This is a genomic window from Paracoccus sp. NIOT.M2S5SZ12 (genome assembly GCF_057748165.1).
Genome location: NZ_JBYLFR010000005.1, coordinates 169,924 through 192,567, shown reverse-complemented (window position 1 = coordinate 192,567; position 22,644 = coordinate 169,924). Strand labels below are relative to the sequence as shown.

The 22,644-nt window shown below is 68.3% G+C and carries 18 protein-coding genes; 10 read left to right on the top strand and 8 right to left on the bottom strand.

The window, feature by feature from the left end; translation table 11 throughout:
• The first annotated feature begins 35 nt into the window (after positions 1–35).
• Complete coding sequence (locus tag AC2SGK_RS06905) at positions 36–1,421, top strand: M20/M25/M40 family metallo-hydrolase (protein ID WP_488322847.1); 1,386 nt, start codon at positions 36–38, stop codon at positions 1,419–1,421.
• 47 nt (positions 1,422–1,468) lie between these two features.
• On the opposite strand, the gene AC2SGK_RS06900 is transcribed toward AC2SGK_RS06905, so the two are convergent.
• Entirely contained in the window at positions 1,469–2,080 is a 612-nt protein-coding gene (locus AC2SGK_RS06900) for a lytic transglycosylase domain-containing protein (protein ID WP_488322846.1), read from the bottom strand.
• Between the two features lie 280 nt (positions 2,081–2,360).
• Between AC2SGK_RS06900 and gatB the strand changes: the two genes are divergently transcribed.
• Positions 2,361–3,872, top strand: a complete 1,512-nt coding sequence (gene gatB / locus AC2SGK_RS06895; RefSeq protein ID WP_488322845.1) for an Asp-tRNA(Asn)/Glu-tRNA(Gln) amidotransferase subunit GatB — start codon at positions 2,361–2,363, stop codon at positions 3,870–3,872.
• Positions 3,873–3,898: 26 nt separating this feature from the next.
• Entirely contained in the window at positions 3,899–4,183 is a 285-nt protein-coding gene (locus AC2SGK_RS06890) for a DUF4177 domain-containing protein (protein ID WP_488322844.1), read from the top strand.
• Between the two features lie 4 nt (positions 4,184–4,187).
• Here the strand turns inward: AC2SGK_RS06890 and AC2SGK_RS06885 are convergent, their stop codons facing one another.
• The 4 genes from AC2SGK_RS06885 to recA form a co-directional block, all read right to left on the bottom strand.
• Positions 4,188–4,982, bottom strand: a complete 795-nt coding sequence (locus tag AC2SGK_RS06885) for a class II glutamine amidotransferase (RefSeq protein WP_488322843.1) — start codon at positions 4,980–4,982, stop codon at positions 4,188–4,190.
• Positions 4,983–5,041: 59 nt separating this feature from the next.
• Complete coding sequence (locus tag AC2SGK_RS06880; RefSeq protein ID WP_488322842.1) at positions 5,042–5,341, bottom strand: DUF1330 domain-containing protein; 300 nt, start codon at positions 5,339–5,341, stop codon at positions 5,042–5,044.
• Positions 5,338–7,995, bottom strand: coding sequence for an alanine--tRNA ligase (gene alaS, locus AC2SGK_RS06875; protein WP_488322841.1), 2,658 nt, complete (start codon positions 7,993–7,995; stop codon positions 5,338–5,340). The genes AC2SGK_RS06880 and alaS overlap by 4 nt, the downstream gene beginning before the upstream one ends.
• Positions 7,996–8,184: 189 nt before the next feature.
• The gene (gene recA / locus AC2SGK_RS06870; protein WP_488322840.1) at positions 8,185–9,258 is read right to left on the bottom strand and encodes a recombinase RecA; all 1,074 of its coding nucleotides are present in this window, start codon (positions 9,256–9,258) and stop codon (positions 8,185–8,187) included.
• A 237-nt stretch (positions 9,259–9,495) separates the two neighbouring features.
• On the opposite strand from recA, the gene AC2SGK_RS06865 reads away from it, so the two are divergent.
• Positions 9,496–10,089, top strand: a complete 594-nt coding sequence (locus tag AC2SGK_RS06865; RefSeq protein WP_488322839.1) for a hypothetical protein — start codon at positions 9,496–9,498, stop codon at positions 10,087–10,089.
• An 11-nt stretch (positions 10,090–10,100) separates the two neighbouring features.
• Here AC2SGK_RS06865 and AC2SGK_RS06860 read toward each other — a convergent pair whose 3' ends face one another.
• On the bottom strand, positions 10,101–12,218 hold the full coding sequence (locus AC2SGK_RS06860) for an ATP-binding protein (RefSeq protein WP_488322838.1): 2,118 nt from the start codon (positions 12,216–12,218) through the stop codon (positions 10,101–10,103).
• Positions 12,219–12,279: 61 nt separating this feature from the next.
• Entirely contained in the window at positions 12,280–13,428 is a 1,149-nt protein-coding gene (locus AC2SGK_RS06855; RefSeq protein ID WP_488322837.1) for an RsmB/NOP family class I SAM-dependent RNA methyltransferase, read from the bottom strand.
• Between the two features lie 249 nt (positions 13,429–13,677).
• On the opposite strand from AC2SGK_RS06855, the gene katG reads away from it, so the two are divergent.
• Entirely contained in the window at positions 13,678–15,864 is a 2,187-nt protein-coding gene (katG, locus tag AC2SGK_RS06850; RefSeq protein ID WP_488322860.1) for a catalase/peroxidase HPI, read from the top strand.
• An 89-nt stretch (positions 15,865–15,953) separates the two neighbouring features.
• Here the strand turns inward: katG and guaB are convergent, their stop codons facing one another.
• The gene (guaB, locus tag AC2SGK_RS06845) at positions 15,954–17,402 is read right to left on the bottom strand and encodes an IMP dehydrogenase (protein ID WP_488322836.1); all 1,449 of its coding nucleotides are present in this window, start codon (positions 17,400–17,402) and stop codon (positions 15,954–15,956) included.
• A gap of 216 nt (positions 17,403–17,618) precedes the next feature.
• Here guaB and AC2SGK_RS06840 point away from each other — a divergent pair, with 216 nt between their 5' ends.
• The 5 genes from AC2SGK_RS06840 to AC2SGK_RS06820 all read left to right on the top strand — a co-directional run bounded on the left by AC2SGK_RS06840 (position 17,619) and on the right by AC2SGK_RS06820 (position 22,591).
• Positions 17,619–18,761, top strand: coding sequence for an OmpP1/FadL family transporter (locus tag AC2SGK_RS06840; RefSeq protein ID WP_488322835.1), 1,143 nt, complete (start codon positions 17,619–17,621; stop codon positions 18,759–18,761).
• A 342-nt stretch (positions 18,762–19,103) separates the two neighbouring features.
• Positions 19,104–19,967, top strand: coding sequence for an ATPase (locus AC2SGK_RS06835; protein WP_488322834.1), 864 nt, complete (start codon positions 19,104–19,106; stop codon positions 19,965–19,967).
• A 1-nt stretch (position 19,968) separates the two neighbouring features.
• A complete protein-coding gene (locus tag AC2SGK_RS06830; protein ID WP_488322833.1) occupies positions 19,969–20,895 on the top strand; it encodes a homoserine O-succinyltransferase in 927 nt (308 codons plus the stop codon).
• A 4-nt stretch (positions 20,896–20,899) separates the two neighbouring features.
• Positions 20,900–21,784: a polyphosphate kinase 2 gene (ppk2, locus tag AC2SGK_RS06825; RefSeq protein ID WP_488322832.1), complete on the top strand. Its 885-nt coding sequence runs from the start codon at positions 20,900–20,902 to the stop codon at positions 21,782–21,784.
• A gap of 63 nt (positions 21,785–21,847) precedes the next feature.
• Positions 21,848–22,591 carry an SDR family NAD(P)-dependent oxidoreductase gene (locus AC2SGK_RS06820; protein WP_488322831.1) on the top strand — a complete coding sequence of 248 codons (744 nt, stop codon included), beginning with the start codon at positions 21,848–21,850 and terminating at the stop codon, positions 22,589–22,591.
• Positions 22,592–22,644: the final 53 nt, after the last annotated feature.

Here is a 22,644-nt window from a genome sequence, read left to right as displayed (position 1 = left end):
GGCATCCGAAACCGACACCGCAAGAGATGGGAAACATGGGCAAAGAGACAAGGTTGGACGACATCCTGACGCAGCTGGATGCGGGGCTGGAGCCTGCGCTGGACAGGCTGCTGCGGTTCCTGGAGATCCCCTCGATCTCGACCGATCCGGCCCATGCGGGCGATGTGCGCGCGGCGGCGTCCTGGCTGGCCGCCGAGCTGGAGGAGCTGGGCTTCGCGGTCCAGGTCCACGACACGCCCGGCCATCCGATGGTCACCGCCCGCAGCGAACCGGGCGGGGCGCGGCCGCTGCTGTTCTATGGCCATTACGACGTGCAGCCGGTCGATCCGCTGGCGCTCTGGGACCGCCCGCCCTTCCAGCCCGCGCTGGAGGACACGCCGCAGCGCCGGGTGATCCGCGGGCGCGGCGCCTCGGACGACAAGGGTCAGCTGATGACCTTCGTGGAGGCCTTCCGGGCGTGGAAGGCCGTGCATGGCGCCCTGCCCTCGGACCTGATCCTGCTGTTCGAGGGCGAGGAAGAATCCGGCTCGCCCTCGCTGCGTCCATTCCTGGAGGCCCATGCAGGCGACCTGCGCGCCGATCTGGCGATCATCTGCGACACCGCGCGCTATGCCGACGGACGGCCCGCGATCACCACGCAGCTGCGCGGCCTGGTCGGCCAGGAGGTGGTGATCCATGCTGCCGACCGCGACCTGCATTCGGGCAGCTTCGGCGGGCTGGCCGCCAACCCGATCATGATCCTGGCGCAGGCGCTGGCGGCGCTGAAGGATGACACCGGCCGCGTCACCCTGCCCGGCTTCTATGACGGTGTGCAGGACCTGCCGCCGGAACTGGCCCGCGACTGGCAGGCGTTGGACTTCGACGCGGCCGAGTATCTGGGCCGCGTGGGACTGTCCCAGCCCATCGGCGAGAAGGGGCGCACGGCGCTGGAGATGGTCTGGAACCAGCCGACGGCCGAGATCAACGGCATCGCCGGCGGCTATGCGGGCGACGGGTTCAAGACCGTCCTGCCCGCCAGCGCCCGTGCCAAGGTCAGCTTCCGCCTGACCGGCACTCAGGACCCGCATGCGGTCCGGCGCACCTTCCAGGAGCATGTCCGGCGATTCGTCCCCGCCGACTGCCGGGTCGAATTCCACGACCACGGCGCCAGCCCGGCCAGCGTGATGGACATCTCGGACCCCGCCTTCGGGCAGGCGCGCGACGCGCTTGGCGCGGAATGGGGGCGCGACGCGGCCTATATCGGCGCGGGCGGCTCTATTCCGATCGCTGGCGATTTCAAGCAGTTGCTGGGCATGGATTCCATGCTGATCGGCTTTGCCCGCGACGACGACCGCATCCACTCCCCGAACGAAAAGTACGACGTCGAGAGCTTTGCCAAGGGCGCCCGGTCCTGGGCGCGCATCCTGTCCGCGCTGCGCTGACGAAAAAGGGGGCCGCGAACGGCCCCCTTTCCCGATGTGATCCGGCCTCAGCCCTGCGTGGTGCAGTAGCTTTGGCTGGAGGTCCAGGCCGCGATGTCGGCGCGCTTCTTGCTGCTGCGCATCGGCGCCCAGTCCCGCGCCACGCCGCGCCAGCCGCCATCCGAGCGCGCCACGGCATTGTCGCGCCCGACCTGCTCGGCCGCGATCTTGACCGCGCAGGCCATGTTGTCGGCGCCGTCGCGGATATTGCCGGTGCAGCCATAGTTGCGCCAGGTCGCGGGTGCGATCTGCATCAGCCCGATCCAGCGCCCGCCGCCGCCGGCGGCCTGCGGGTTGAAGGTGCTTTCATGCCTCGCCACTGCCGACAGGAGGCCCGCCCAGAACGCCTTGCGGCCCGTGGGCGCCAGCTGGCGATAGTTGGGGCAGAATTCCGCGATGTCATGGGGCACGCTGGACAGCATGGTCACGCCTTCGCGGTCCAGGGCCTCCATCGTGGCGCGGGTCCATTCGTCGGACCCGCTGCGCTCTCCCCACCGCATCGGGGGAACCTGGGCAAGGGCCATCTCCTCGGCCTCGATCTGGGCCTGGGAGGGGCCGGAGGTCGTCGTGGAGCAGGCGGCCATCAGGGCCAGTGCGGCAAGGGAAAGCGCGACGCGCATCGGGACCTCAAGGGGTGGTTTCGTCAACATCCCGATTAAGGCTTCCCGAAAATCCTGCAAGAAGAACGATTTGGGTCGGCGGGAACCCGCCGCGACGCCGATGCGCGATGGTCGGATTTCCGCCGATGGCCCGTTGGCCACCCGCGCCGGATGCACCGCATTTTAACTTTCCCTGCCGCGCGGGATGATTCGCAGACGATGCGGCGGGCGGGCCGTGACAATGGCGCGGGCATGGCCTAGAACACCGGCCAGACCGTTACCGCCGTCCAAGAGGCCCGCCATGCTCGACCTGACCTATACCGCCCCGAAGCCCAAGGTGATCCAGGGCGCGCAAGGCGATTGGGAGCTGGTGATCGGGTTGGAGGTCCATGCCCAGGTCTCCTCCAACGCCAAGCTGTTCTCGGGTGCCTCGACCCGCTTCGGGTCGGAACCGAACAGCAACGTGGCCTTCGTGGACGCGGCCATGCCGGGCATGCTGCCGGTCATCAACGAATTCTGCGTGGCGCAGGCCGTGCGCACCGGGCTGGGCCTCAAGGCCGACATCAACCTGCGCAGCGCCTTCGACCGCAAGAACTACTTCTATCCCGACCTGCCGCAGGGCTATCAGATCAGCCAGCTCTATCATCCCATCGTCGGCGAGGGAGAGATCCTGGTGGACATGGGCCCCGGCGTCGCGCGCCGCGTCCGCATCGAGCGCATCCACCTTGAGCAGGACGCGGGCAAGTCGATCCATGACATGGACCCGACCATGTCCTTCGTGGATCTGAACCGCACCGGCGTCGCGCTGATGGAGATCGTCAGCCGCCCCGACATCCGCGGCCCCGAGGAAGCTGCCGCCTATGTGGTCAAGCTGCGCCAGATCCTGCGCTATCTGGGCACCTGCGACGGCAACATGCAGAACGGCAACCTGCGCGCCGACGTGAACGTCAGCGTCTGCAAGCCCGGCGATTACGAACGGTTCCAGGAGACCGGCGATTTCGGCCATCTGGGCACGCGCTGCGAGATCAAGAACATGAACTCCATGCGCTTCATCCAGGCCGCCATCGACTATGAGGCGCGGCGCCAGATCGCGATCTTGGAGGATGGCGGAAAGATCGTGCAGGAGACGCGCCTCTATGACCCCGACCGTGGCGAGACGCGGTCGATGCGGTCGAAGGAGGAGGCGCATGACTATCGCTACTTCCCCGATCCCGACCTGCTGCCGCTGGAGATCGAGCAGGCCTGGGTGGACGACATCGCGGCCTCCATGCCCGAGCTGCCCGATGAGAAGAAGGCCCGGTTCGTCACCGTCCTTGGCCTGTCGGAATACGATGCCGGAGTACTGACCGCCGAGGTCGAGAATGCGGATTACTTCGAGGCCGTGGCCGCGGGCCGCGACGGAAAGATGGCCGCGAACTGGGTCATCAACGAGCTGTTCGGGCGCCTGAACAAGGAGGGGCTGACCATCGCGACCTCTCCGGTCTCGGCCGCGCAGCTGGGCGGCGTGATCGACCTGATCGGGTCTGGCGCGATCTCGGGCAAGATCGCCAAGGACCTGTTCGAGATCCTCTGGACCGAAGGCGGCGATCCGGCGCAGATCGTCGAGGATCGCGGCATGAAGCAGGTCACCGACCTGGGCGCGATCGAGGCCGCCGTCGACCAGATCATCGCCGACAACCCCGCCCAGGTCGAGAAGGCCCGCGCCAACCCAAAGCTGGCGGGCTGGTTCGTGGGTCAGGTCCTGAAGGCCACCGGCGGTAAGGCCAACCCCGCCGCCGTGAATGAGCTGGTGGCCCGCAAGCTGGGCCTCTGATCCCCCTTCTCCGACAGGACATCCCGATGCGCTACGAATATTCCGTCATCCCCGCGCCGGCCCGGTCCGACAAGGCCCAGACCGCCAAGACGCCGGTGGACCGCTATGCCCTGTCGCTGGCGGCCGAGATGAACCGCATGGCCGCCGACGGGTGGGAATATGTCCGCGCCGAGGTCCTGCCAAGCGAGGAGCGTAGCGGCCTGACCGGGCGCAGCACGGTCTATCACAACCTGCTGGTCTTCCGCCGCCCGCATGTCGCGGTGGAACCGTCCCGGCAGCTGACCCACGAACCCGAGGAGGCCCCGGCCTGATCGCTCAGGCTGCGGCGCTCAGCACTTCGGGGCAGAACGGTTCGATCCTCACGCGGTCGGCCTCGAATGTACAGAAGCTGCCCTGCGGGACCTCCTGCCAATCGGCCTCGTCCGTCTCCAGCGGCTCGGACACGACCGCCCAGCCCTGACGCGTCGCCGACCAGCGGTGATAGAGCGACGGCGCCTGATCGTCGCTGCTGGTGCGCAGTGCATAGAGCCGCTGTCCGTCCGACAGGGCGCAGGCCGCGCGCACATGCGGCGCCACGCCCCACCGATGCGCCAGCGCGCCCAGCTTGCCCAAGGCCCGCTCCATCGCGCCCTTGGGGTCATGGTCCAACCCTTCGCCCAGGGCGATCAGGAACAGCGCCTCGCTGTCGGTCGCGCCCTTGCGATGCGGGTAATGCTCATCGGGAATCAGCACGTCGGCATGGCGGCGAAACCCGTCATATCCGCCGAACTGCCCGTTATGCATGAAGCTCCACCGCCCCACCGCGAAGGGATGGCAGTTGTTGCGGCTGGTCGCCGTCCCGGTCGAGGCGCGCACATGCGCCATGAACAGCCCCGACCGCACCTGCGCCACCAGGCTGCGCAGGTTCGGGTCCGACCATGCGGGCATGACATCGCGGTAAAGTCCCGGCTCGGGCCGCTCGCCATACCAGGCGATGCCGAACCCGTCGGCATTCACCGGCGTCTGGCAGCGCGTCGCGCCTTGGCTCTGCCGGATCAGCGAATGCGCCGGCCGGCTGACGATATCCTCCAGAAAGATCGGTGCGCCCAGATAGGCGGCCCAACGACACATGCCCTGCCCCTTCACGTCTCTTTTGTGACAGGGCTAGCACGAAAGTCTGAAGGATTCACCTATTCCGTTGCGGGCGGAGCCTCTTCAACGATCACGAGGTCGCGTTCGCTGGCCCCTTTGGCATGCGACAGGGCCGCCTGGTACTCATTGCTATGATAACAGGCAACCGCCGCCTCCAGCGACGGAAAGCGCGCGACCACATGGCGGGCGCGATCCGTGCCCTCCAGAACGTGATACCGCCCGGCGCGTGCCAGGAAGACGCCCCCATGGGCCGCGATCGCAGGTCCCGCCGCCATAGCGTAAAGGCCATAGGCGTCGGGGTCCGTCACATGCACATGGGCAATCCACAAAGCCGTCATTTGCTGTCCTCGATGATCTTGCGGGCGTCCTGGAACGCCGTTTCCGCGGCCGCGAGCGAGGGGGCGCCCCCCTGTGCCCGGTCGGGGCGGCCGCCTCCGCCCTTGCCGCCCAACGCGGCGGTCGCGGCCTGGACCAGCGCCACCGCGCTGATCCGGCCGGTCAGGTCGGGCGTCACGCCGGCCGCGACGGTCGCCTTGCCGCCATCCTCGGCCAGCAACAGCACCGCGCCGCTGCCCAAGGAGGCCTTCATCTCGTCGACCAGCGCGCCCAGCTCCTTGCCGCCCACGCCCTCGACCTGTCGGGCGATGAACCTGACGCCCGCGATTTCCTCCGCCTCGGATGCGCCACCACTGCCCATGGCCAGCTGCCGCTTCAGCTGCGCGACCTCATTGGCCAGCGCCTTGCGCTCATCGGCCAGGGCCCGGACGCGGTTCACCACCTCGGCCGATTGCGCCTTGAGGATGCCCGCGATCTCGCCCAAGCGGCTGTCCGCATCGCGCAGATGGTCCAGCGCCGCCTGACCGGTCAGCGCCTCGATCCGCCGCACGCCTGCGCTGGAGGCCACGTCGCCCAGCAGCACGAAGGCCCCGATATCGCCCGTCCGCGCCACATGCGTGCCGCCGCACAGCTCCAGCGAATAGGTTGCGCCATCCGCGCCCTTGCCGCTGCCGGGCTGCGCGCCCATCGACACGACGCGCACCTCGTCGCCGTATTTCTCGCCGAACAGCGCCTGCGCCCCCAGGGCGCGCGCATCGTCGGGCGTCATGATCCGCGTCTCGACCGGGCTGTTCTGCCGGATGAAGCCGTTCACCTCCGCCTCGATCCGCGCCATCTCCTCGGCGCTGACCGCGCTGTTATGGCTGAAGTCAAAGCGCAGACGGTCCGGCGCGTTCAGGCTGCCCCGCTGCGCGACATGCTCGCCCAGAGCGCCGCGCAGCGCCTCGTGCAGCAGATGCGTCGCCGAATGGTTCGCGCGGATCGCGCCGCGGCGGTCGTGATCCACGGCCAGCTGCGCGCCCTGCCCGCGGCTGATTGTGCCCATCGTCACCTCGGCCTGGTGCAGGAAGACGCCCGCGACCTTCTTGGTGTCGGTGACGCGCGCCGCCCCCGTCTCGGTCCTGATCAGGCCGGTATCGCCCACCTGACCGCCGCTCTCGGCATAGAAGGGCGACTGGTTCACCACGATGGCGACCTTCGTGCCCGCGCCCGCCTCGGCGACCTCGGCCCCGTCGATCACCAAAGCCGTGACCTGACCCTCGGCCTCCTCGGTGTCATAGCCCAGGAACTCGGTCGCGCCATGCTTCTCGGCCAGTTCGAACCAGACCTTGGCATCCGCCGCCTCGCCCGACCCGCTCCAGGCCGCGCGCGCCATGCGCTTCTGCTCGGCCATGGCGGCATCGAAGCCCTCGATCTGCACAGCGCGACCCTTCTCGCGCAGCGCATCCTGCGTCAGGTCCAGCGGGAAGCCAAAGGTGTCGTACAGCTTGAACGCCGCCTCGCCCGGCAGATCCGCCCCCTCGGGCAGCTTCGCCAGCTCATCGTCCAGAAGCCGCAGACCCCGGTCCAGCGTCTGGCGGAACCGCGTCTCCTCTGAGCGCAGCGTCTCCTCGATCATCGCCTGCGCGCGGGTCAGCTCCGGATACGCCGCTCCCATCTGGCGCACCAGCGCCGGGACCAGCTTGTGCATGACCGGGTCCTGCGCCCCCAGCATATGCGCATGCCGCATCGCCCGCCGCATGATCCGGCGCAGCACATAGCCGCGCCCTTCGTTCGAGGGCATCACCCCATCCGCGATCAGGAAGCTGGTCGAGCGCAGGTGATCCGCGATCACCCGGTGATGCACCTTGCCCGGCCCGTCCGGGTCCACGCTGGTCACGTTGGCGCTGGCCTCGATCAACGACCGCATCAGGTCGGTGTCGTAGTTGTCATGCTTGCCCTGCAAGAGCGCCCCGATCCGCTCCAGCCCCATGCCGGTGTCGATGGACTGCATGTCCAGCGCGCGCATCGAGCCGTCCTCGAACTGCTCGTTCTGCATGAAGACGAGGTTCCAGATCTCGATGAAGCGGTCGCCATCCTCATCCGCGCTGCCTGGAGGGCCGCCCCAGATCTTGTCGCCATGGTCGAAGAAAATCTCGGTGCAGGGGCCGCAGGGCCCGGTCGGCCCCATCTGCCAGAAGTTGTCGCTGGTCGGTATGCGGATGATGCGGTCGTCGCTGAGGCCCGCGACCTTCTTCCAGATCTCGGCCGCCTCGTCATCGGTGTGATAGACGGTGACCAGCAGCCGGTCCTTGGGAATGCCGAACTCCTTGGTCAGCAGATCCCAGGCATAGGGGATCGCCTGCGTCTTGAAGTAGTCGCCAAAGCTGAAATTGCCCAGCATCTCGAAGAAGGTGTGGTGCCGCGCGGTATAGCCCACATTGTCCAAGTCGTTGTGCTTGCCGCCCGCGCGCACGCATTTCTGCGCGGTGGTCGCACGGTTGTAGTCGCGCGTCTCGACGCCGGTGAACAGGTTCTTGAACTGCACCATGCCGGAATTGGCGAACATCAACGTGGGATCGTTGCGCGGGACAAGCGGGCTACTCTCCACGACGCGGTGGCCGTTCTTCTCGAAATAGCCGAGGAAAGTCGAGCGGATGTCATTCAGACTGGGCATGGCGGGCCTTCATCGTAGGGGTGTCTCCGGCCGGGCCGGTTCGGTCCTTGGTCTAACCGCCGCCCGCATCCCTGTCCAGCGAACCCGCCCGCGAACCGGCATCAGCCGGGTCGCGGGAAAAAAGGAACGCGCCGAGGCTATGCCTCGGCGCTCAGTCAGGATCAGGGGCAGGTCAGCGCCGCAACCGGATCACTCCTCGGTCAGCGCGTCATCCTCGCCGCCCTCAGCCACCCCGAACTCAAGGCCGTGGCTCGCGCGGATCTTGTCCTCGATGGCGAAGGCCACATCCTGCCGGTCGCGCAGGAACTGCTTGGCGTTTTCACGGCCCTGGCCGATGCGCTCGTCGCCATAGGAATACCAGGCCCCCGACTTCTCGACCACGCCGGCCTTGACGCCCAGGTCGATCAGTTCGCCGACCTTGCTTATGCCCTCGCCGTACATGATGTCGAACTCGACCTGCCGGAAGGGCGGCGCGACCTTGTTCTTGACCACCTTGACGCGGGTCGAGTTGCCCACGACCTCGTCGCGATCCTTGACCGCGCCGGTGCGGCGGATGTCCAGACGTACCGAGGCATAGAATTTCAGCGCGTTGCCGCCCGTCGTGGTCTCGGGGTTGCCGAACATCACGCCGATCTTCATGCGAATCTGGTTGATGAAGATCACCATACAGTTGCTGCGCCCGATGCTGGCGGTCAGCTTGCGCATGGCCTGACTCATCAGACGGGCCTGGCTGCCCATCTGCATGTCGCCCATGTCACCCTCGATCTCGGACTTGGGCGTCAGCGCCGCGACCGAGTCGACCACGACCAGGCTGACCGCGCCCGACCGCACCAGCGTGTCGACGATCTCAAGCGCCTGTTCGCCCGTGTCGGGCTGACTGATCAGCAGCTCATCCAGGTTCACGCCCAGCTTCTTGGCGTATTGCGGGTCCAGCGCATGTTCCGCATCGACGAAGGCGCAGACGCCACCCTTCTTCTGTTCCTCGGCCACGACATGCAGCGTCAGCGTGGTTTTACCTGAGCTTTCCGGCCCGAAGATCTCGATTATGCGCCCCTTGGGCAGCCCGCCGATGCCAAGCGCGATGTCAAGCCCAAGCGAGCCGGTCGAGGTCGCCTCGATCTCGGCCACCGGGCTGTCCTTGCCCAGCTTCATGATCGAGCCCTTGCCGAACTGCCGTTCGATCTGGGCCAAGGCACTGTCCAGCGCCTTCTGCTTGTCCGCCGCGCGTTTGTCCGTCATGTCGAAGATGCTCGCCTGTGCCATGTGATCCTCATGTTATTTCACAGCCTCCCCGGAGGGGCAATGCGCTCGACCGGACAGATGTTCTTGTCTTGTTCACCACAAATGGTCGATCCCGAGCCGGAATTCAAGGATGTTGTGGTTAACGGACGATTCGCCGGTCCAGCATCGCCCGGAAGCGGTTAACAAGTCGTTTACAGCGTTCCGCCCGGCCGCTATCCAGCGCGTCTGACCGCCGAAAGACAGGAACGGAGAGCGTCAATGCTGATATTCTGGGACCAGAGGCTTGTGTTCCTCGCCACGCCCAAGACCGGCTCGACCGCAATCGAGATGGCGCTGGATTCGCTGGCCTCGGCCTCGCTTCAGCGCCCCGCCGCGCTCAAGCATACCGACATCGCGACCTACGACCGCTTCATGGGACCGTGGCTGCAGGCACAGACCGGCGAGACCTTCACGACCGTCGCCCTGATGCGCGAGCCGGTCGACTGGTTGCGCAGCTGGTATCGCTTCAAGCTGCGCGACGACCATGACGATCCGGTCCATCCGATGGAGGGCATCAGCTTCGCCGACTTCGCCGCCGAACATGCCCGCGCCGGGGGCCCCGCACATCAGGGGATCGGCTGCCAGAGCGACTTCCTGACCGCCGGACCGCGTCGCGTAGACCGGATCTTTCCCTACGAGGACATCGCGGGCTTCGTCGACTTCTTGGAAGGGCGGCTGGACTGCGCCATCGAACTGCCGCGCATCAACGTGCCGCCCAGTGTTGACGTGACCCTGGACGACGCCGCCGAGGCTCGTCTGCGCGAGACGATGACGCGCGACATGATGCTCTACGACAGTCTCGTCCGCGCCTGAGGTGGGGGCGATCAGTGCTGCGTGACGCCGCGCGCGGGGGTGGTCAGCTGCATCTCGACCATCTGGGTCAGTTCACTGAGCGTGAAGGGCTTGGCCAGGAACAGCGCGTCCTCGACGGGCACCTGGCCATCCACGAAGATGTCCTCGGTATAGCCCGACATGAAGATCACCTTGGCATTGGGATGACGCTGCCGCGCCTCGCGGATCCACGTCGGCCCGTCCATGCCCGGCATCACCACATCGGTGACGAAGATGTCGATCGGCGCGTCGCACCCTTGCAGCAGCGCCAGCGCCGCCTCGCCGGAGGCCGCCTCGAGCACCTCGTAGCCCTTGAGCGTCAGCGCGCGTGACGCGAAGGCGCGGACGGGGGCCTCATCCTCGACCAGAAGGACCGTCGCGCGGGGGCCGGCCTGCAGTTGCGGCGCGGGACGCGGGGCGGGCTTCGCGGCCGGGGCCGCAGCCTCGATCACGCGTGCATGGGCCGGAAAGTACAGCGAAAAGACCGTTCCCTCGCCAATGACGCTGTCGCAGAAGATAAAGCCGCCGGTCTGCTTGACGATGCCGTAGGCCGTCGACAGGCCCAAGCCCGTGCCCTCTCCGGTGCGCTTGGTCGTGAAGAACGGCTCGAAGATCTTGGTCAGGTGATCGGGCGCGATGCCGCAGCCTTGGTCGCGCACCTCGATGCGCACATAGTCGCCGCAGGGAAGGGTCGCGCGGTCGCGGGCCAGAGGCTCGAGCAGACGCACATTCTCGGTGCGCACGGTGATCTCTCCACCTTGGGGCATCGCATCGCGCGCGTTCACGACCAGGTTCATGATGACCTGCTCCAGTTGGCGCTTGTCGGCGCGGATCGCCCGCAGCGCGGGATCGTAGGTGATGCGCAGACCCACCCGCTCACCCACCAGGCGGTTCAGCAGATGCGTGAGATCGGCCAGCGTGTCGCGCAGGTCCAGCGTCTCCAGCTTCAGCTTCTGCTTGCGCGAGAAGGCCAGCAGCTGGCCCACCAGGGCCGCCGCGCGGTTCGCGTTCTGGCTGATCTGATCCAGGTCGGCAAAGTCCGGATCGCCCTTGTCGCGCTTGAGCATCAGCAGATCGCAATGGCCGCCGATCGCGGTCAGGAGATTGTTGAAGTCATGCGCGACGCCCCCCGCCAGCTGGCCGATGGCCTGCATCTTCTGGCTCTGGACGAACTGCGCCTCCAGCGTCTTCAGCGCGCTGGCATCGGTCAGCACCGCGATCATCCGCGCCGGGTCGCGGGGGTCGCGCGCCAGGGACAGCTGGAAGTGGCGGTCGCGCATCTCGCCTTGGCGGCTGTCGGGATGGCGCAGGCGCAGCATCTCGGGGCGCGGGGCGATACGGCCCGCGCCCAGATCGGCGAGCCAGTCGGCCATCGGACGGCCCGGACCCTCCAGCAACTCGGCGATATTCTGGTCGTGCCCGTCCTCGGCCAGCATGCCGTCCAGAAGCTGGCGCGCGGCGGCGTTGGCGCGGTGGATCGTGCCCTGCGCCGACAGGCGCAGCAGGGCCACGGGGATCGCGTCGAAGTCATCCGACGGGGCATCGTCGGCCATGGCCAGGGCGGCCTCGTAAGGGTCGGGGCGCAGGCCCGCGCGGTTCCACGACCAGATCTGCAGCGGCGCGTCGGGCAGGCAAGACAGCGACAAAATTTCCTCTCCGCCCAGATCCAGGTCGGCGTTGCCGAGCCGCATGGCCCGCGCCGTCAGCGCGTCCAGCTGACCTTGGGCATCGGCGCGCAGCCGCGCCATCAGCGATAGGATCGGTCGCCCGGTCAGATCCTCGAACGCGTCGCGCGCGGCGTCGTTCTGATAGAGGACCTGGCCCCGCGGATCGCAGATCCAGACCGGATCGGCGGCTGCGGCCACCTCTCCGCGGATCGCGCGCAGGGCCCGCCGCGCGGCGAGGCCGCGCGCCAGATGCGACACGGCGACCGCGCCGCCCAGCAGGTACCACGCCACCGCCACCGTGCCCACCATGACCCCGGCCAGACCCGTCGCGGCCCCCGGCCGCACGACGAGGACCGCCGCCCCCAGCACCATCGGCGCCAGCAGCAGCGGCAGAGCCGCCAGCGCGCCGCGCGGCAGTCCCGCCTGTTCGTCCAGATGCGCCATGCGAATCGTCCCTGTGCCGTCAGCCTTGCGCCATCCTAGCGCGTCAGGGGTTAAGCGCGCGTTAACCGCGATGCAATTCGGCCAGGAAGAACCCGTCCCCACCGCAGACGGGCGTCCAGAGATGCCGCTGCCCGGCCCGGAAATCGGGGTTGCGCGCCAGAAAGGCGTCGATCTGACCGCCGTTCTCGGCCTCCAGCAGAGAACAGGTCATGTAGGCCAGCCGCCCCCCCTGCCCGACCAGGCCCGCCGCCCGGTCCAGGATCTGCGCCTGCAGCGCCACCACCCGGTCCAGCGCCGCCTGGTCCAACCGCCATTTGGCGTCGGGCGTCCGCCGCCAGGTGCCCGATCCCGAACAGGGCACATCGGCCACGACCAGATCGAACGGGCCCTGCGGGCGGGTGTCGATGCGGATCGCGGCCCCCGCGCGGGTCGCGCGGGCCGGAAGGTCGGCCATGCGCGCAGGGATCGCATCATGCGCCGCGATGCGCAGGCCGGGCTGGCGCGCGGCCAGGGCAAGCGCCTTGCCGCCGCCGCCCGCGCAATAGTCCAGCACCCGCTGCCCCGGCGCGAGGTCCAGCGCGGCGCAGGCCCGTTGCGGCGAGAGGTCCTGAAGCTCGACCAGCCCCGCCTCATAGGTGCGGGACCGGGCGACCAGCCGCTCTCCCGCCGTGACCCGCAGCGCGGAGGCCAGCGTGCCGTCGGGTTCGGTGGCGATACCCTCCTCGGCCAGCAGGGCGGCGGCGCGGTCGGGATCGGTGCGGGCCAGGTTCACCCGCAGCCAGACCGGGGCGCGCGCGGTCATCGCCGTGGCCACGGCCGCCGCCTGCGGGCCCAAAGCGCGGCTCCAGGCCGGGCGCAGCCAGTCGGGCAGATCGTCCGGCAGCGTCTCCGGCGGCGACACCGACGCCTCGGCTTCGGTCAGCGCCGCCGGGGCGTGTCCCGTGCTAGTGAAGATCGCCCCCAGGTCCAGCCCCTCGGCCCGGGCATGGCCGATCATCAGGCCGCGACCGCTCAGCGCGCCGCCCAAGGCCGCAAGGCTGTCGCGGCGCCGCAAGGCACCAAAGACCAGATCGCGCAGCGCCGCCCGATCGGCGGCGCCGGCAAAGCGGCTGGCCCGCGACCAGCGCAGCAGCGCCTGTTCCGCCGGGCTGCCAGCCAGAACCTGATCCAGGATGCCGATCGCGGCGGCGATGCGGGCCGCAGGCGTCATCGGCGCACCGGTGCGGCGACGGGGGCGGAAAGGCAAGGGCGGGGCATGGCATGTCCGGGGCTGCGATGGGTCCCATGCCGGTTAGCACGGCGGGGTCGGCCCGTGCAAATGCGCCGCTTCATCAGGCTTTCTTTCCTCGACAATCAGACAAACCAAATTCACCTTATGGTTCTGCCGGGGTATCTTGTGCCACGACGATTCGCCCGCCCCTTCCGCACCGCGTCGGGGGCCAGCAAGATGGAGACCGACATGGACGGCAACCCGATCAATAGCACCGGCAAATGCCCCGTGATGCATGGCAGCCATACCAACACCCAGGCCTCGAACACCGACTGGTGGCCCAGCGCGCTGAACTTCGACATCCTGCACCAGCACGACCGCAAGACGAATCCGCTCGGCCCCAACTTCAATTATCGCGAAGCGCTGAAGTCGCTGGATGTCGAGGCGCTCAAGAACGACGTGCGCGCGCTGATGACCGACAGCCAGGACTGGTGGCCGGCGGATTGGGGCAGCTATGTCGGCATGTTCGCGCGGGTGGCGTGGCACGCGGCGGGGTCCTATCGCCTTGGCGACGGGCGCGGCGGTGCGGGCACCGGCAACCAGCGTTTCGCGCCGCTGAACAGCTGGCCCGACAACAACAACACCGACAAGGGCCGCCGCCTGCTGTGGCCGATCAAGAAGAAGTACGGCAACAAGGTCAGCTGGGCCGACCTGATCGTGCTGGCCGGCACCATTGCCTATGAGCAGGCGGGCCTGAAGACCTTCGGCTTTGCCTTCGGCCGCGAGGACATCTGGCACCCCGAGAAGGACATCTACTGGGGCGCCGAGAAGGAGTTCCTGGCCCCGTCCGACACCCGCTATGCCGATGTCGCCAAGCCCGACACGATGGAGAACCCCCTGGCCGCCGTGCAGATGGGCCTGATCTACGTGAACCCCGAGGGCGTGAACGGTCAGCCCGATCCGCTGGCCACCGCACAGCACATCCGCGAGACCTTCGCCCGGATGGCCATGAACGACGAGGAGACGGTCGCGCTGACCGCGGGCGGCCACACCATCGGCAAGTGCCACGGCAACGGCCGGGCCGAGAACATGGGCGCGGAGCCCGAGGGCGCGGCGCTGCACGAGCAGGGCCTGGGCTGGAACGCGCAGGAGGGCCGCCGCGGCATCGGCCGCGACCAGATGGTCAGCGGCATCGAGGGCGCGTGGACCGCGAACCCGACCCGGTGGGACATGGGCTATTTCGACATGCTGTTCGGCCATGAGTGGGAGCTGCGCAAGTCGCCCGCCGGCGCCTGGCAGTGGGAACCCGTGGACATCAAGCCCGAGGACATGCCCGCCGACGTGGAGGACCCGTCGATCAAGACCATGCCCATCATGACCGATGCGGACATGGCCATGAAGATGGACCCCGCCTATCGCGCGATCTGCGAGAAGTTCATCGCCGATCCGGCCAGCTTCGACGACGCCTTCGCCCGCGCCTGGTTCAAGCTGACCCACCGCGACATAGGCCCCAAGGCGCGCTATGTTGGACCCGACGTGCCGTCCGAGGACCTGATCTGGCAGGACCCGGTTCCGGCCGGGCGCACCGATTACGACGTCGAGGGGCTGAAGGCGCGGATCGCCGCGACCGACCTGACCGTGGCCGAGATGGTGACCACGGCCTGGGACAGCGCGCGGACCTTCCGCGGGTCGGACCTGCGCGGCGGCGCGAACGGCGCCCGCATCCGTCTGGAGCCGCAGAAGGACTGGGCCGGCAACGAACCCGAGCGTCTGGCCCGCGTCCTGTCCGTCCTGCAGCCCATCGCCGACGAGGCGGGCGTGCCGCTGGCCGACGTGATCGTGCTGGCCGGCAATCTGGGCATCGAGAAGGCGGCCGAGGCTGCGGGTCACCGCATCAGCGTCCCCTTTGCCCCCGGCCGCGGCGACGCAAGCCAGGAGCAGACCGATGTCGAGAGCTTCGAGGCGCTGGAGCCGCTGCATGACGGCTTCCGCAACTGGCTGAAGGCCGATTACGCGATCAATGCCGAAGAACTGCTGCTGGACCGCGCGCAGCTCCTGGGCCTGACCGCGCCCGAGATGACCGTCCTGCTGGGCGGGCTGCGGGTGATCGGCGCGAACCATGGCGGATCGAAGCTGGGCGTGCTGACCGACCGCGAAGGCGCGCTGACGCAGGACTTCTTCGTCAACCTGACGGACATGGCGAACCGCTGGACCAAGGCCCAAGGCGACGCGGAGGTCTATGAGATCCGCGACCGCAGGACGGATGCGGTCAAGTGGCAGGCCTCGCGCGTGGACGTGACCTTCGGGTCGAACTCGATCCTGCGCAGCTATGTCGAGGTCTATGCCCAGGACGACAACGCGCAGAAGTTCCTGAATGACTTCGTCGCGGCCTGGGTCAAGGTGATGAACGCCGACCGCTTCGACATCGCGGCCTGATGCCGCGCGGGGGCCACGCGCCCCCGCATCCCCACGAAAAAGGCGGCCCCCGCAAGGGCCGCCTTTCTCATGTCCGCGCGGTGGGCCGATCAGCCCAGGCGATAGTTCGGGCTCTCGCGGGTGATCTGCACGTCATGGACGTGGCTCTCCTTGAGGCCCGCCCCGGTGATGCGGACGAATTCGCAGTTGGTGCGCATCTCGGCCACGGTGGCGCAGCCGGTATAGCCCATCGCGGCGCGCAGGCCGCCGACCAGCTGGTGGACGACGGCGTTGGCCGTGCCCTTGTAGGGCACCTGCCCCTCGATCCCCTCGGGGACCAGCTTGTCGCTGGCCGCGTCCTTCTGGAAATAGCGGTCGGCCGAACCGCGCGCCATGGCGCCCAGGCTGCCCATCCCGCGATAGGACTTGAAGCTGCGGCCCTGGTACAGGATCACCTCGCCGGGGCTCTCGTCGGTGCCGGCGATGGCGCTGCCGACCATGGCGCAGCTGGCGCCCGCGGCGATGGCCTTGGCGAAATCGCCGCTGAACTTGATGCCGCCATCAGCGATGATCGGCACGTCGCCCGCGCCCGACACCGCATCCATGATCGCGGTCAGCTGCGGCACGCCCACGCCCGCGACGATCCGGGTGGTGCAGATGCTGCCCGGCCCGATGCCGACCTTGACCGCATCCGCGCCCGCGCCGATCAGCGCCCGCGTGGCCTCTGCGGTGGCGACGTTGCCGGCCACGACCTGCACGCCCTCGCGGAACGCCTTGACGCGCTCGACCGCGCGGGCGACCCCCGCGGAATGGCCATGCGCGGTGTCGATGACGACCATGTCCACGCCCGCCTCGATCAGCGCGCAGCTGCGCTCAAATCCCTCGTCGCCCACGGTCGAGGCGGCGGCGACGCGCAGGCGGCCCATCTCGTCCTTGCAGGCCAAGGGGTTCAGAACCGCCTTCTCGGTGTCCTTCAGCGTCAGCAGGCCCGTCAGCTTGCCCGAGGCGTCGGTCACCAGAAGCTTCTCGATGCGGCGCGCCTTCATCAGGCTGATCGCCTCGGCCCGGTCGGCGGGCTCACGCAGGATGGCCAGGTTCTCGGCGCTCATCATGGCGCGGACCGGGGTGCGGTCGTCGCTGGCAAAGCGCATGTCGCGGTTCGTGACGATGCCCACCACGCGCCCGTCGGCATTGACCACGGGAAAGCCGGTGACATTGTAGCGGTCCTGGAACGCCTTGGCGTCGGCCAGGGTCTGGTCGGGAGTCAGGGTGATCGGATTGTAGACGATGCCGCTCTCGAACCGCTTCACGCGCCGGACCTCGTCGGCCTGCTGCTCGGTGGTCAGGTTGCGATGGATCACCCCCATCCCCCCGGCCTGCGCCATGGCGATGGCCATGCGGCTCTCCGTGACCGTGTCCATCGCCGAGGACAGCAGCGGAATGTTCATCCGGATCGCGCGGGTGACATGGGTGGTGACGTCGGCCGTCGACGGCAGCACGGTCGAGGCTGCCGGCACCAAGAGGACGTCGTCGAATGTGAGGGCCTCACGAATCTGCATGGGGGGTATCCTTGCGGTAAGATCGTTTGGCAGTTTCCCCTTTCACGACGTGCCGGTTTTGTCCAGCCCGCAGGCATGCGTTGCAGGAAGGACACGGACGATCTGTCGCAAGTGACGCGGACGTCACGTCAGCCGCACGCGGTAATTGATCGGTAACGCGGTCGCGCTAGGGTAGTGGCAGGAAGGGCGGGTCAGCCCGGCCGAGGGAGGGAAATCATGAAACTTGCAATCACCGGGATGGCGGCACTTCTGGCGGGGGCCGCGCCGGTCCTGGCCGGCGGCATCGAACGCGCGCCCCAGTCGCTGAACATCCTCTTCGAGGAAGGCAACTATGCCGAACTGAGCTTCGGCGGTGCGGATCCGACGGTCGAGGGAACCGATTTCGGTCTGGAACCGGCTCTCCCCATCGGGCCTCGCGCTACCGGCGATGTCGCCAACGGCTACGGCTTCGTCGGACTGAGCTACAAGCACCAGTTCTCCGACGCGCTGTCTGCCGCGATCATCATCGAACAGCCCTTTGGCGCCGATGTCAGCTATCAGGCGTTCAACCCGGCAACCGGTCAGGGCGGCTCGTCGCTGTTGGGCGGGACCATGGCGCGGGTCGATTCGACGACCTTCACCGCGCTGATGCGCTATAAGCTGCCGAACAACCTGTCCTTCCACGGCGGCCTGCGCGGCTCTCAGGCGGATGCCGAGATAACGCTGCAGGGCTTCGGCTATGCGGGCCTGTCGGGCTACAACGTCAACCTGGACCGCGACGTGGGCGTGGGCTACGTCGTCGGCGCGGCATACGAGATCCCGGACATCGCGGGCCGCGTCTCGCTGACTTACAACTCGAAGGTCGAGCACGAGTTCGACACGGTCGAGAGCCTGAACGGCGCGGTGATCGGACGCTCGACCACCACGGTCGACACGCCCGAATCCGTCACGCTGGAGGCCCAGTCGGGCGTGGCGCCCGGAACGCTGGTCTTCGGCTCGATCCGGTGGGTGAACTGGTCCGAGTTCAAGGTGGACCCGGCCGTCTTCACTGCCACCAGCGGCGAGGGTCTGGTCTCGCTGGAGGATACGACCACCTATACCCTGGGCGTGGGACGCAAGTTCAACGACACCTGGTCCGGCTCGGCCGCGTTGACCTACGAGCCCGAGAATGACGATCTCGTCTCGCCGCTGGCCCCGACCAACGGCCGGATCGGCGTGACCCTGGCGGCGGTCTATACGATGGACAACATCAAGATCACCACCGGCATCAACTACAGCAAGCTGGGCGATGCCCGCCCGCAGACGGGCGGCGCAGGCCGCGCCCAGATGGAGGACAGCGACCTCCTCGGGATCGGCGTCCGGATCGGCTACAGCTTCTGAACCCCGTTCCGCACACGACCCGACGGCCCCGCGTCCCGCGCGGGGCCGTCTGCATTGATGAATGCAGCGATCGCCACCGCGTGCCAGCCGCCGACAGGTCCCACCCTCCGTGACCGAAGGACCTTGCCGGGGGCGGTGGCCGGGGGAGTTCGCTCCCCCCGGTCCCCCTGCGTCTGCCGAGCCTGCGCCTACGCGCGCCGCGACATCGGGGGGTCCGGGGGGCTGGCCCCCCGGCCCTTCGCGGGACGCAACCCGGCGCCGGGCCTGCGACCGGAGCGCCGCCCCTTTCCAAGGCTCGCCTGTGACATTAGCTAGGGTCGCGAGCGACACGGGGGAAGCCGAATGATCTATCGCAATGCGGACGACTGGCGCGCGACGCCGTCGCGGCGGGTGGTGTTGTTCGGCATGTCCGGGCTGGGCAAGACCTATCTGGCCTCGATGCTGCGCGAGACGGGCGACTGGTTCCACTACAGCGTCGATTACCGCATCGGCACCCGCTATATGGGCGAATACATCGCCGACAACTTCAAGCGCGAGGCGATGAAGGTGCCGTTCCTGCGGGAACTGCTGATGTCGGACAGCGTCCACATCGCCAGCAACATCACCTTCGACAATCTCGCCCCGCTCTCGACCTATCTGGGCAAGCCCGGCAGCCCGTCGCGCGGGGGCCTGCCCTTCGACGACTACTGCAACCGGCAGGATCAGCACCGCCGGGCCGAGATCGCCTCGCTGCTGGACACGCGCCATTTCATGGACCGCGCCCGCGACATCTATGGCACGCCGCATTTCGTCTGCGACAGCGGCGGCTCGATCTGCGAGGTCGTGAACCCGGAAGACCCGGAGGATCCGGTGCTGACCGCCCTGTCGCGCGACCTGCTGCTGGTCTGGATCAAGGGCAGCGAGGCGCATACCGCCGAGCTGGTGCGCCGCTTCGACCGCGCGCCCAAGCCCATGTACTATCAGCCGCAGTTCCTGGAGCGCGCCTGGATCGCCTATCGGGTCGAGAAGGGTCTTGAACCCGCCCAGGTCAATCCCGACGACTTCATTCGCTGGACCTATGCCCGCGCGCTGGCCCACCGCCAGCCGCGCTATGCCGCGATGGCGCGGCGCGGCGTCACCGTCCTGGCCGAGGAGGTGGCCCTGGTCCGCACCCCCGACGACTTCACCGACCTGATCGCGACCGCCATCGCGCGCAAGGAGGCCTGACATGCCGATCACCCTGAATGAGAGCCTGCCCGCCTATCGCATCCTGTCGGAGGAGGGCGTCATGGTCATGTCGCCCGGCCGCGCCGCGACCCAGGACATCCGGCCGCTGCGCATCGGGCTGCTGAACCTGATGCCCAAGAAGATCCAGACCGAGAACCAGTTCGCCCGGCTGATCGGCGCGACGCCGCTGCAGATCGACTTTCAGCTGATCCGCATGTCGGATCACGAAAGCCGCAACACCGCCGCCGATCACATGGAGAGCTTCTATCGCCCCTTCCGCGAGGTCGAGGCCAGCGGCGAGAAGTTCGACGGGCTGATCATCACCGGCGCCCCGATCGAGCACCTGCCCTTCGATCAGGTCACCTATTGGGAGGAGCTGGAGCGGGTCTTCGCCTGGACGCAGACCCATGTCCATTCGACCTTCGGCGTCTGCTGGGGCGGCATGGCAATGGCCTGGCACTTCCACCGCCTGCCCAAGCACATCCTGGCCGACAAGGCCTTCGGCTGCTTCCGGCACCGCAACCTGTCGCCGGCCTCGCCCTATCTGCGCGGCTTCTCGGACGACGTGCTGGTGCCAGTCAGCCGCTGGACCGAAGTGCGCCAGGGCGAGGTCGATGCCCGCCCCGGCCTGACGACGCTGCTGGCCAGCCCCGAGGTCGGACCCTGCCTGCTGGCCGATCCGGGGCATCGGGCGCTCTATGTGTTCAACCATTTCGAATATGACAGCACCACGCTCAAGGAGGAGTACGACCGCGACGTGGCGGCCGGAAAGCCCATCGCGGTGCCTGCCAACTACTATCCGGACGACGATCCGGCGCGCGCGCCCTCGAACCGCTGGCGCAGCCATGCGCATCTGCTCTACGGTAACTGGATCAACGAGATCTATCAGACGACATGGTACGACATGTCGCGCATCGGAGAGGGCTGAGGCCATGGCAGAGCGCACCCGGACCCTGCCGCTGGTCGGCCGTATCCGCGCCTATCTGGAGAAGGGCGCCCCGCCCCGGCTGCGTCAGGCGATCCGCGAGGGGGGCGGCGCGGACATCCTGGACGACGACTTCCCCTATCGCGAGGCGATGCCCAAGGACGCCTATCAGCGCCAGATGGACGCGCTGCAGGTCGAGCTGGTCCACATGATGCAGGACGTCATCGCCACCGGAAAGCGCGTCGTGGTGCTGTTCGAGGGGCGCGACGCCGCCGGCAAGGGCGGCACGATCGAGCGGGTGCGCGAGAACCTCAACCCCCGCTCGGCCAGCATCGTGGCGCTGCCGAAGCCGACCGAGCGCGAGGCTGGGCAGTGGTACTTCCAGCGCTATGTCGACTGGCTGCCCGCCGCGGGAGAGATCGCGCTGTTCGACCGCAGCTGGTACAACCGCGGCGTGGTCGAGCGGGTCTTCGGCTTTTCGGATGACGCGCAGCGGGCGGCCTTCTTCCGCCAGCTTCCTGCCTTCGAGGAGATGCTGGTCGATGACGGCATCATCCTGGTCAAGCTGTGGCTGAATGTCGGCCGCGCCGAACAGCTGCGCCGCTTCCTAGACCGCGAGGCCGACGTGCTGAAGCAGTGGAAGCTGTCGCCCATCGACGTGGACGGCCTGTCGCGATGGGACGACTATACGGTTGCGATCCGCGACACGCTGGCGCGCTCGCATACCGACCGCGCGCCCTGGACCGTGATCCGGTCGGACGACAAGCGCCGCGCCCGGATCGCGGCCATCCAGACGATCCTGCAGGCCGTCGACTGTGCGGGCCGCGACGACGCGGCCATCGGCACGCGCGATCCGCTAATCGCGGGCGGCCCGGATCTGCTGCGCGACTGATCTTGGCGCGCCCCGCCCGGCATGCCACAACCCGCACGGGAGACATGAACCGGGAGGAAAAGCATGGAACTGTCCGAATGCCGCGTCGTCGTGACCGGGGGCGCATCGGGCCTGGGGGTGGCCACCGCGGCCCATCTGCGTGCCGCGGGCGCGCAGGTGGTCGTTCTGGACCGCGAGGCCGCGGGCGAGGCCGAGGCCGCGCGCATGGGCGCGGGCTTTGCCCAGGCCGATGTCACGGACGAGGCCAGCGTCGCGGCGGCGCTGGATCACGCGGCGGCCGTGATGGGCGGGATCGACGTCTGCGTGAATTGCGCGGGCGTGGTCATCGGAGAGCGCACCCTGGGCCGCGACGGCCCGCACCGGCTGGACAGCTTCCGGCGCACCATCGAGGTCAACCTGATCGGCAGCTTCAACGTACTGCGGCTGGCAGCGGCGCACATGGCGCGCAACGGGCGCGAACGCAACGGCGTCATCGTGAACACCGCCTCCATCGCGGCCTTCGACGGGCAGAAGGGTCAGGCCGCCTATGCCGCCTCGAAGGCCGGCATCGCGGGGATGACGCTGCCGCTGGCGCGCGACCTGGCCGGACAGGGCATCCGCGTCTGCAGCGTCGCGCCGGGCATTTTCGGCACGCCCATGCTGAAGGGCCTGCCCGCCGAGGTGCAGGACAGCCTGGCGGCCGAGGTGACCTATCCGCGCCGCCTCGGCGCGCCCGAGGAGTTCGCCGATCTGGTCGCCTTCATCATCCGCAACGACTATCTGAACGGCGAGACGATCCGTTTGGACGGCGCGCTGCGGATGCGCTAGGCAGCGCGCGATCACGGCCGCGCGAAGCCCTTGCGCGGCCCGCCCCACGCCCT